At 41.9% G+C, this 10,493-nt stretch carries 6 protein-coding genes; 1 reads left to right on the forward strand and 5 read right to left on the reverse strand.

The features are described from left to right. From KDU71_RS22240 to KDU71_RS22260, 5 genes are all read right to left on the reverse strand, one after another. Positions 1–1,115: glycoside hydrolase family 27 protein (locus tag KDU71_RS22240; protein ID WP_212193331.1), on the reverse strand; the 1,115-nt coding region annotated here is incomplete at its 3' end. A 56-nt stretch (positions 1,116–1,171) separates the two neighbouring features. Continuing rightward, a complete protein-coding gene (locus KDU71_RS22245) occupies positions 1,172–3,007 on the reverse strand; it encodes a RagB/SusD family nutrient uptake outer membrane protein (RefSeq protein WP_212193332.1) in 1,836 nt (611 codons plus the stop codon). An 18-nt stretch (positions 3,008–3,025) separates the two neighbouring features. Then, positions 3,026–6,433, reverse strand: coding sequence for a TonB-dependent receptor (locus KDU71_RS22250; protein WP_212193333.1), 3,408 nt, complete (start codon positions 6,431–6,433; stop codon positions 3,026–3,028). Positions 6,434–6,533: 100 nt separating this feature from the next. After that, positions 6,534–7,565, reverse strand: coding sequence for a FecR family protein (locus KDU71_RS22255; RefSeq protein WP_212193334.1), 1,032 nt, complete (start codon positions 7,563–7,565; stop codon positions 6,534–6,536). Positions 7,566–7,683: 118 nt separating this feature from the next. Beyond that, positions 7,684–8,268, reverse strand: coding sequence for an RNA polymerase sigma factor (locus KDU71_RS22260; protein WP_212193335.1), 585 nt, complete (start codon positions 8,266–8,268; stop codon positions 7,684–7,686). Between the two features lie 287 nt (positions 8,269–8,555). On the opposite strand from KDU71_RS22260, the gene KDU71_RS22265 reads away from it, so the two are divergent. Further along, positions 8,556–10,187, forward strand: a complete 1,632-nt coding sequence (locus tag KDU71_RS22265) for a dipeptidyl-peptidase 3 family protein (protein WP_212193336.1) — start codon at positions 8,556–8,558, stop codon at positions 10,185–10,187. The last annotated feature ends 306 nt before the right edge of the window (positions 10,188–10,493 follow it).

Here is a 10,493-nt window from a genome sequence, read left to right on the forward strand (position 1 = left end):
ACTTGTCCGTCAAAACCTAACTGGGAGAGATCAAGTGAAATTTTCCGTTTCTTATCATTATCGCGGTTAAGAAAACCAACGGCCCATGAACCATCTGCCAGTGGCTTGGCCCAAATCTCTTCAGCCCCATCTTTGTGGATGCGCGATGCCTGCTTGCCCAACTCATCCTGATTAACAGCGATAAGCTCCTGATTTGTGAGGATGCGCTTAGTATCAGCATCCATGTTGCGGATGTCGCAGGTCATTAGTAAAGGAGCTGATAATAGAGACCACAAGCCAAACTGCGCTTCATACTCGGTAACGGTACATCCATTGGCACCATTGGCAGAAGAAGATGCTCCTGTTCCATTAAGCCCAATCACCAGCATATCAGGATCATTCCAACGACCTGGTCCGGCGTACTTTTCAAGTCCCACCTGACGATCCAAAGCTTCCATGATGCCGTTATGCCCGTTATTATACTGGCCATGCTCCCAAGTATCACGCAAATCCCAGGTGGTACACCATAACTGTCCATCTACCTTTTCGCCCCACAACCAAGGTGCCCGCTGTCCCCACTCGCAAATGGCAAACACCATTGGACGACCAGTCGCTCGTACGGCTTTAATAAATTTCTCGTAGCGCTCTATGCCCGTCCATAAATCTTCGGGCGCATGGCAGTAGTCGCACTTGATGTAGTCCACGCCCCAATCGGCATAGGTTTGTGCGTCCAGCTCTTCAAAACCTAAACTGCCTACCATACCTGCACAGGTGTATTCGGCAATATCCGTATATATTCCAAACTTAAGACCTTTGCTGTGCACATAATCAGCCACCACCTTCATGCCATTGGGAAATTTCTGCGGATCAGGAAACACCTTGCCATCGGCATCGCGACCGCCATGCCACAAATCATCCAGAATGATGTATTCGTAACCGACCTCTTTCAGCCCGTTATCCACCATGGCATCGGCCAGTTCCATTACAATGCTTTCGCTGATATTGCCTTCGAAGAGGTTCCAGCTTATCCACCCCATAGGTGGAGTAGCCGCCAGCACTTCTTTTTGCTGCGCTTTTGCTGATACATTCAGAAAACAGGCGATGCACACCGCCCAAAAGATTAGCTTATTTTTCATAATTCGAACAAAGAGATTAAAAAAAATGCCCCGAAGGGCATTTTTTATTTATGTGATTAATAGCCTTCATTTTGCTTCAGAAGCGGATTTTTATCCATTGACGTAGTTGGTATAGGCATTAACATTAAGCGGGGATCCCAAACCTTTAAAGCACTTGGATTACCCTGTGGATCATACGTTTGCCCCTGCATCACTGCACTGGCTGCTTGTTGTCCTTTATATCCGCCGTTACGGGAGCCATCTTCATATAAACGAATGTCAAAATAACGATGTCCTTCACCAGCTAATTCAATACGACGCTCACGTCGAATAAAATCCAATGCTTGTTGCTTTCCTAAACCGTTAGGTACATTCGGCATTCCACAGCGGTCTCGTAATTTATTTAATTCTGTTGTAACGGTACCATCATAGCCTGTTGTCTGTGTATGCGCCTCAGCATATATTAACAACATTTCAGCTAAACGGATTACAGGAAAGTCTGCACCACTTAGGTGGTAGGAATCACCCCATACTGAAACTAAATCATCACCACCACTCATCTTCCGCCAAACAAAACCAGTTTGTCCATAGTTATTAATACTATAGTTATACTCCTGATAATGTCCGTCAAAATAGGTATTTACCGACGAAAATGGGAATACAATAGATGCGTAAAGGCGGCTATCTCTGTTTAAGAATTCAGCCATGTATGGCTTCGATTTTAACTCATCGGCTATTGTTGCAACAGCTTCGCTAAAGGTCAAATTATCTTCAGGGTTAGAAGGATCTCCATCAGGACCTGCCTGAATTGTACTTATTTCATCACGAAGGCCATTGTAATAGTCAGCTCGCGTATCTTTATCAGGTACAGCTGGTGTCGATTCCCCATCTGCTAACCAATAATCGTCAACCAAATCCTGAATTGGAGCGATGGTTGCCCAAGCCTGCTTCTCTGATAAATTTGGAGAAAGGAAAGAGGTGATTCGGTTAAAATCGCCATGATCTTCAGTTGCCACATATTCTTTTGAAACAATTACTTCTGAATTGTAATCTACATTCCATATGTTACGGTAATTAAAAATACCCTCAATAAAAGCTGTTTCATCTATTCCTAAATCAGCAAAATCAACCAGACCAGCAAAAAAGTCTGCATCCTTTTGCTCTTCTGTGCTTAAGCTACCAGCATAATACAATGAGTACCCACCTTTATCAATAACATATCGGGCTGCCTCTTCTGCAGCGGCATAATTACCAAAATAATAGGCGGCACGTGCCTTTAACGCATAGGCCATTGCCTTATTAAACTTCCCTTTATCGTTTGTTACTGGCAGCACGCTTGCAGCTTCATCTAATTCTGACAAAATCCAGTTGCGTACTTCGCTTGCTGAGTTCCGCTCAACTCCATCGGGGTAAAGCTCGTCGATGCGTTCCACGATGGTTACATCGCCATAATACAATGTCAACTCCATGTATAACCAGGCTCTTAACATTCGTGCTTCTGCACCCAATTTATTGGCCTGATCCTCGTCGATATCAAAGTCACTAAGCTTGGCAAGCAACATGTTACAAGTTCGAATCGAACCAAACGAGTTGCCTTTATCTCCATAATGGTTCCATTCTCCATAACCAAAGTTCTCAGAGCCTGAAACTGCATTGGTTTGAATAAGCGCTCCATTACTATCCCACCAGTTACGTGAATACCCATTATCAGCGTAGCCTTCCTGATACACCAGATCACTGCCTGGTATTTCGGCATAAATAGCATTTCGCAGCTCTTCTGCTTTTGATGCATCAATTTTTGATGGATCTAAAGCATCATTCGGCGCTTTTTCCAAAAAATCATCGGAACAAGCCATTAGTGCGACCAATGGCAAAAGCCATAACAGCTTATATATATATGATTGTTTTTTCATTGTTTTGTAATTAAATGATTAAAATGTTACTGAAACTCCTGCCGTATAAGTTTTCATATTTAACTGATAACCACGACCGGAAGAACGCTCAGGATCAAAATCTTTCATCCGCTTATCTCCACTGATTGTAAACAGGTTATCACCTGATACAAACACTCTCAGTTTTTCAAGACCTATTGAATTACTAATATGTTGTGGGAAAGTATATCCGAGAGTGATGTTCTTAATTCTGAAGTAATTGGCATTAAACAACCAGTACGACGACTGAATTGAGTTATACTGATATCTTAAATCATTTTCTTTAAACAGTTTAGGATATTGTGCATCCTGATTCTCTGGTGTCCAGTTGTCGAGCTGCCACTCGCGTGGTACAGAACTATTGAAGAAAGCCTGAGACGCCTCATTATCCATATACACCTTAACTCCTGAAATTCCTTGTCCAATCATTGACAGGTTAAAGCCTTTGTAGTTAAGGTCAATGTTTAAACCATAAGTCAGGTCAGGTACATCACTACCAACAATCGTACGATCCTCGCCGGTAATTTCCCCATCGCCATTTTGATCAACCAACTTCACCATACCTGCTTCAATCTCATAACCACCAAACTCCACTACATCACCATTGGCAATATCTTCTGTAGAATATAAACCGTCAGCTTCGTACATATAGAAGCTTCCGATTGGCTGTCCTACCTGATTAATCCAATAGCTGCTTGGTGGCAATTTGTCTATACCATCGCCCAAATCTGTAATCTCATTGTTCATATAAGCCATATTCACCCCAACAGAATAAGAGAAGTCTCCGATTTGGTTTTGATGAGTTAATGCCAGTTCTATACCATTATTTTTAACTTTCCCTACGTTCTTATATGGCAAGTTTGATATACCTGTTTCGGTTGGTATATCAGTCTGTTCCACCAAAATATCATCTGTAACACGGGTGTAATAGTCAAATACAAAACCAATAATTCCCTTGTTGATGGACAAATCAAATCCAATATCTGTAGTTGTTGTTTTTTCCCATGTTAGGTTGGAATTGGCAATACGTCCTTCGACCAGAATTGGCAGAACTGTTCCTCCGTTATATACAGTACCTGCTCCACTAAAAGTATCATAGGTATCGTATAAACCAACACTTTTTATATTACCGTTTTTACCCCATGATGCTCGGATTTTTAAATTATCCAGCCAGTTAATATCACTCATAAAGGCTTCCTCACTTAGTCTCCATCCTGCAGAAACTGATGGGAAATACCCCCACTTGCCAACATTTGCAAAGCGCGACGATGCATCAGCTCTGAAATTGGCTTCCAACAGATATCTGCCATTATAATCGTAAGTAGCACGTCCAAAGTATGACAAGCTGGTTTCTTCAGTAAAGGAACCTTCGGTGGTTAACTGATTATCAGGGTCGGTTGAACCTCCGTCTATCGCATTCATATCATTACTTGGGAACAGTTTTCGTCCAACATCCAAATGTTTTTGATGCCACGAATCAGCATGCATACCAATCATTACACCTATGTTGTGAACGCCATTAATCTCTCGGTCATAGTTAATCCAACCATCGTAGATCAGTTTCTCATTATATAACCAGTAGTTATCCATTTGATTCACATCGGAAGCTGTGCCAGGAATCGTTCCTCCATTAGGATTCAGATAGCTAGGTACACCCTCCATTGTATTTTGAAAACTGAAAGAACGATAATCGTAATAATTGTATGCTAATTGATTGGTAAACTTAAATCCTTCGAATGGTTTTAAAATAGCCATCATGTTAGTCAACAAGTGTCTTGTATCTGAGTTTCCTCTACCTTTCTCCATCAGTGTGCGCAAAGGATTGTAGTTAATCTCTTCGGCAGTAGCCTGACGGAAATCTCTAATTGATCCCCATTCTCCATTGGTGTGACGGGCCACTTGTGTAGGCGGTACTCTTAAAAACTCAGTAAGAGAAGCACCTCCTAATGTGCGATCATATTTCTTATATATGAAGTTAATATTGGTCGAAACAGTTAACCAATCCTTCAGATCAGCTGATGTTTTTGACAGGAAGTTGTAACGATCAGTCCCTTCTCCTGGTGTTAACGATTCATCGCGCTGATAGCCTATACCAAACAGGTACTGTACCCTTTCGGCACCACCTGAAATATTCAGACTGTGCTTTGTAAACATAGCTGATGGTTCCAAAACTAAATCAAACCAATTTGAATTAGGATATAGATCCGGATCTGATCCATCTTTATATTTCTGAACATCTTGTGTACTATAGCGAAGGTTAGCTTCTTCAATACCACTATTTAATTCAGAAGTACGATACATATCTGCATATTGCCACGAATTAAGAACCTCTGGCAGGTAGGTCGCTTTTTGAGCTCCGTATGAACCATTGTAGGTTACCCGCAATGCTTCCTTTTTACCTTGCTTGGTAGTTACTAAAACCACACCATAAGCCGCTTTAGCACCGTAGATTGAGGCTGATGCTGCATCCTTTAAGAAAGAGATGTTCTCAACAGTTGTAGGATCGAGGTTGTTAAAAAAGTCACTGCTTACTTCTATACCATCCACTATGTACAAGGGGCTCGAAGCACCAGCGAATGTTCCTCTACCCCTGATATTGATTGAGGTACCACCGGGACGATCGATAATGGTTACACCAGGAACTGTTCCTTGTAGCGACTTCAGAATATTATCTGTTGGTCTGTTTTCAAGGGCCTGTCCTTCAATTGTTGCCACGGCACCAGTCAGGTTCACTTTCTTTTTAGTTCCATAACCCACAACTACGACTTCATTTAAGTCGGTGAATTCCTCCACCAATGTTATATCAATTGTAGTACGACTTGAAACATTTACTTCCTGAGGCTCAAAACCAATATAAGAAAAAGCTAGAATGGCATCTACAGAACTAACTTCTATTGAATAGGTGCCATCAATACCTGTAATCACCCCATTGGTTGGGTTTGATTTCTCATATACATTCACACCAGGCAATGGTTCGCCATTGACATCAACGACACTTCCTGATATCTTGTGTGTTTGCTGTTGCGCATTGGTAACAGTGACCTCTTTAGTGGTTAAAATCACCTGGTTATCTATGATACGATAGGCCACATTACTCTGGCCAAAAAGCTCATCCAGCACATCCTCAATGTTCTCATTTTTCGCATCGATGCTGACGGTTTGGTTTACATCCATGCTTTGAGGACTGAAAAAGAACTTGTAGTTAGACTGCTCTTCCAATGCACTGATTACCTGTATAATCTTCACATTATTGAGCTTCAGATTCACTTGCTTCTCTTGTGAGTAGCTGGTTGCTGAATAGGCCTGAACGATACCTATTAGGAATAAAACAACAATTGCTTTCATAATCCGCAATGCTCTTTTATGGGTATGAAGAGTCCATACCCATGGTTTCTGTTTTTTTTTCATAAATTTGTAATGTTTGTAGGGTTCTAAAAAATAACGCTTTGAACACTCTGCATTCTAAACAGGATTGTGTGCCACCACTTTCCTGTTTTCTTTTATATAATTATTGATTACTGCTAATCACCACCTTTCTTTTTGAGAATGAACCATCCTTTAAACGCTTCGGATGTTCAATCTTATACTTTATTGGTAAAATCAACCTGGTTATCTCCAGTACTTCTTCCAATCGCTCATTTTCAATTTTCGCATAGACCGGTAAAGCCTCCAGTTCTTTATCGGCTATTTCGATATCGACATTATAGAACTTCTCCAGCTCCATAGCTGCATCCAGCAAACTTTTGTTTTTAAGTACCAGTATCCCTTTCGTCCATGAGATTTGCTCCTCGGCTTTAGCCTCCATCACCACAAACGTATTCCCTGTGTTATTGTATGTATATTCCTGGCCTGGCTTTAGCAGGGTTTGATATTCATTATTATTCCCCAGCATCTCAACACTGCCCTCCTCCAAAAAGACACGGGACACATCTTCTGCTTCAAAGGCCTCCACATTAAAGCGGGTACCCAGTACCTTCACCTTAAAACTATGGGTTGAAACCACAAACGGATGACTTTCATCTTTAGCCACTTCAAAGAAAGCTTCTCCTTTTAGGTCAACCGCCCGTAGTCCGTCTGCCTGTAAATATTCTAAAACAGAACCAGCCTGCAGCCACCCCGAAGAGCCATCGGGCAAAAAGAACCGTGTTCGACTATTCTGTGGCGACTCTACCTTAATACTACTCTGTGCCATTGAAGGTGCTTCCTGATTAAAATAATGTAGGGCTGCTACCACCATCAATGGTATTAACAGGATAGCGGCAATGCGTTGCACCCATTGCCCAATACTCCTGGTGCTTACCTTCTTTGTCTTGCGCTCCAGCTCCTGTGCCTTGTAAAATATTTTGTAGTACAATTCATCGGGCTCATTAAGGACCAGGTCATCACGACTACTCACTTCATCCCAATGATTCTCCAACTCTTTTTTAAACGTCCGCTCATGTTCATCGGTCTGTAAATAATTATACAGCAACTGATAATCATCGTCCGAAAGCGGTACTCTGGTTCTTAATTTTTCTATGATCTGATCAAATTGTATCATATACGACTTGCTGCTTTTACTCCTATTATCCGTAAGATAAATCAGGGTCCTATTAGTATTTGATTTTTTTTTGAATTATTTATCTATCCGCTACCAGTAATAAATACAAGTAGCACTCTCACAGACAAATATCATATAAGGTCAGGAATAATAATATGGCCAGACCACCTTGTAGCTGTTCGCGTATCTGCCGGTAGGCTGCCGTCAACTGATTCTTAACAGTTTTTTCTGATAGCTGAAGGTGTTCGGCCACCTCGCTTACGGTCAACCCCTCTTTTTTACAAAGCAGGTAAACCTTTTTACGCTTCTCGGGCATTTGCTCAACAATGGTATCGACCTTTCGGGCCAGCGCTGCATAGTCAATTTCATCGCTATCTTCGCTCCTGTTTATGTCATGCTCGAAGTAATAGGACTGCAGCAACTCATTCTCACGTTTCTGCTTAATAAAGGCCTTGCGAATTTCATTATAAGCGATGGTAAATATGTAGCCTTTCACCGACTCGTTATGCTTTAGCTCATGACGCTTTTGCCACAGTTTGATAAACACCTTTTGCACCACCTCCTCTGCATCGTCCTTTGAAGGCATATAATGCCGGGCAAACTCTAAAAGTTTGCGACCATATTTAAGGTACAAGCCTTCAAATGCTTTAGTTTCGTCTATCGCAAAGACTTTCACTAATTCGGTATCTGGTGTATCTGGCATCACCTGGCTAGCATTTTTTTTGAGCCGTTAAAATAAGTTAATAAACCAGAGAAATGCAAAACAAAGAGAAACACATTATGCTTTCGTTTCTTTATAAAGTGATAGCTTTGATAGTTATTTTGTTCAATTCGAAAGCATAAACAGATACCTGCACACTTCTCAATAACAGCCTTTACCTAACTAAGCATATGGCATAGTGCATATACCTGAGCTATATCCTTGTTAGCCTATGCCAATATTTGTATTTTCACTGTCAGAACAGAATAATTCATTCAAATTGAACTTCTATGAAAAAGTTATTATTGCCACTGATGGCACTTGCCGGGCTGATGGCATGTCAGCCTAAAGTGACTTACACCAGCTCCGACCCAAATATTAAAGAAAAAGTGGAAGAGTTTATCCCGTTTACCCTAAGCACTGACCTATCGGTATTAAGCGAGAAAGAAAAGCAAATGCTGCCTTTGCTGTTTGAAGCTGCCGAAATAATGGATGGCTTGTTTTGGCAACAGGCATGGGGTAATAAAACTGAACTACTGGCCAATACGCCTGATGAATACCTGAAGAAATTTATGCTGATTAATTACGGTCCCTGGGAGCGCCTTAACGACAACCAATCATTTGTTGAAGGCATTGGCACCAAACCGCTAGGCGCACAATTTTATCCCTTAGACATGACCAAGGAGGAATTCGAAGCCTTTGATCATCCCAAGAAATCGGATTTATACACTATACTGAAGCGCAATGCTAAGGGTGAATTAGAGGTAGTGCCATACAGCGAGGCCTATAAGGCTGAGTTAAGCAAGGTATCTGATTTATTGAAAAAAGCTGCTACCCTGGCCGAAGATGAAGGATTGAAGAACTACCTGACTTTGCGTGCTGATGCCCTGCTGAGCAACGAATACCAGCCAAGCGACATGGCCTGGATGGATATGAAAACCAACACCATTGATTTTGTTGTTGGGCCTATTGAAACATACGAAGATGCCATGTATGGTAGTAAAGCCGCTTTTGAATCGTACATCCTGATAAAAGATAAAGAGTGGTCGGATAAGCTGACACGCTTTGCCGCCCTGTTGCCACAGCTACAGGAATCGCTGCCCGTTGAAGCCGAATACAAGAAGGAAGTACCGGGTACCGATAGTGACCTGGGTGCTTACGATGCCCTGTACTATGCAGGTGACTGCAATGCCGGAAGCAAAACCATTGCCATTAACCTGCCTAACGACCCACAGGTGCACATTGAAAAAGGCAGTCGTAAGCTACAGCTGAAAAACTCGATGCGCGCCAAGTTCGACAACATATTGGTACCTATCAGTAAGGTGGTGATTGCTCCTGAACAGCAGCAACACGTTAAGTTCGACGCCTTCTTCGAAAACACCATGTTTCATGAAGTGGCACATGGTTTAGGTATTAAAATGACTTTAGATGGTACACAAAGTGTGCGTGAAGCCATGAAAGAAACTGCTTCATCAATTGAAGAAGCCAAGGCCGACATCCTTGGATTATACATGGTCACCAAACTGGCCGAGATGGGTGAACTGCCAAACAAGGACCTGATGGACAACTACGTGACCTTTATGGCCGGTATTTTCCGCTCGGTGCGCTTTGGTGCTGCCAGCGCCCACGGTAAAGCCAACATGATGCGTTTCAACTATTTTCAGGAGCAGGGTGCCTTTAGCTACGATGAAGCCAGTGGCTACTACACCGTTGATTTCGATAAGATGACAGAAGCCATGAATCACTTATCGGCCGAGATATTGGTGATGCAAGGCGATGGCAACTACGAAAAGGCTAAGCAGATGCTGGCTGAGATGGGCACCATCCGTCCGGCTTTACAGGCTGACCTGGATCGCATCGCTGCCGCAGGTATCCCACGCGACATTGTATTTGAGCAGGGAGCTGCTGTGTGTGGATTGTAAGCGAATAAACAACATTAGATATAAAGGTGATTTCGAAAGAGGTCACCTTTTTTTGCACGAATAAAGTAATAACCTGAGTTCGATTTAAATTTTAAAACTCAGATTAAAATAAAGAACTGATTTACAATGAATAATTTTAGAGGAATAGTGAACTATTGCGATAAAATTTGAAGCAGTAAATCAGTTATTTATTCAAAGCTTGTTAATCCCTCTTACAAACAGCAATTTTCTTCTTGTAATCGACTCAAAATAGCCCGCTATTCTTTCGTCAATATACACTTGAAACTCACTATTTGTAAGCGTTCT

Source organism: Carboxylicivirga sediminis (assembly GCF_018156225.1).
Taxonomy (GTDB): Bacteria; Bacteroidota; Bacteroidia; order Bacteroidales; family Marinilabiliaceae; genus Carboxylicivirga; species Carboxylicivirga sediminis.

Excerpts from the sequence above, each read along its gene's own strand:
- KDU71_RS22250 (WP_212193333.1), bottom strand. The coding sequence starts at position 6,433 with ATGAAAAAAAAACAGAAACCATGGGTATGGACTCTTCATACCCATAAA.
- KDU71_RS22260 (WP_212193335.1), bottom strand. The coding sequence starts at position 8,268 with ATGCCAGATACACCAGATACCGAATTAGTGAAAGTCTTTGCGATAGAC.
- KDU71_RS22245 (WP_212193332.1), bottom strand. The coding sequence starts at position 3,007 with ATGAAAAAACAATCATATATATATAAGCTGTTATGGCTTTTGCCATTG.
- KDU71_RS22255 (WP_212193334.1), bottom strand. The coding sequence starts at position 7,565 with ATGATACAATTTGATCAGATCATAGAAAAATTAAGAACCAGAGTACCG.
- KDU71_RS22265 (WP_212193336.1), top strand. The coding sequence starts at position 8,556 with ATGAAAAAGTTATTATTGCCACTGATGGCACTTGCCGGGCTGATGGCA.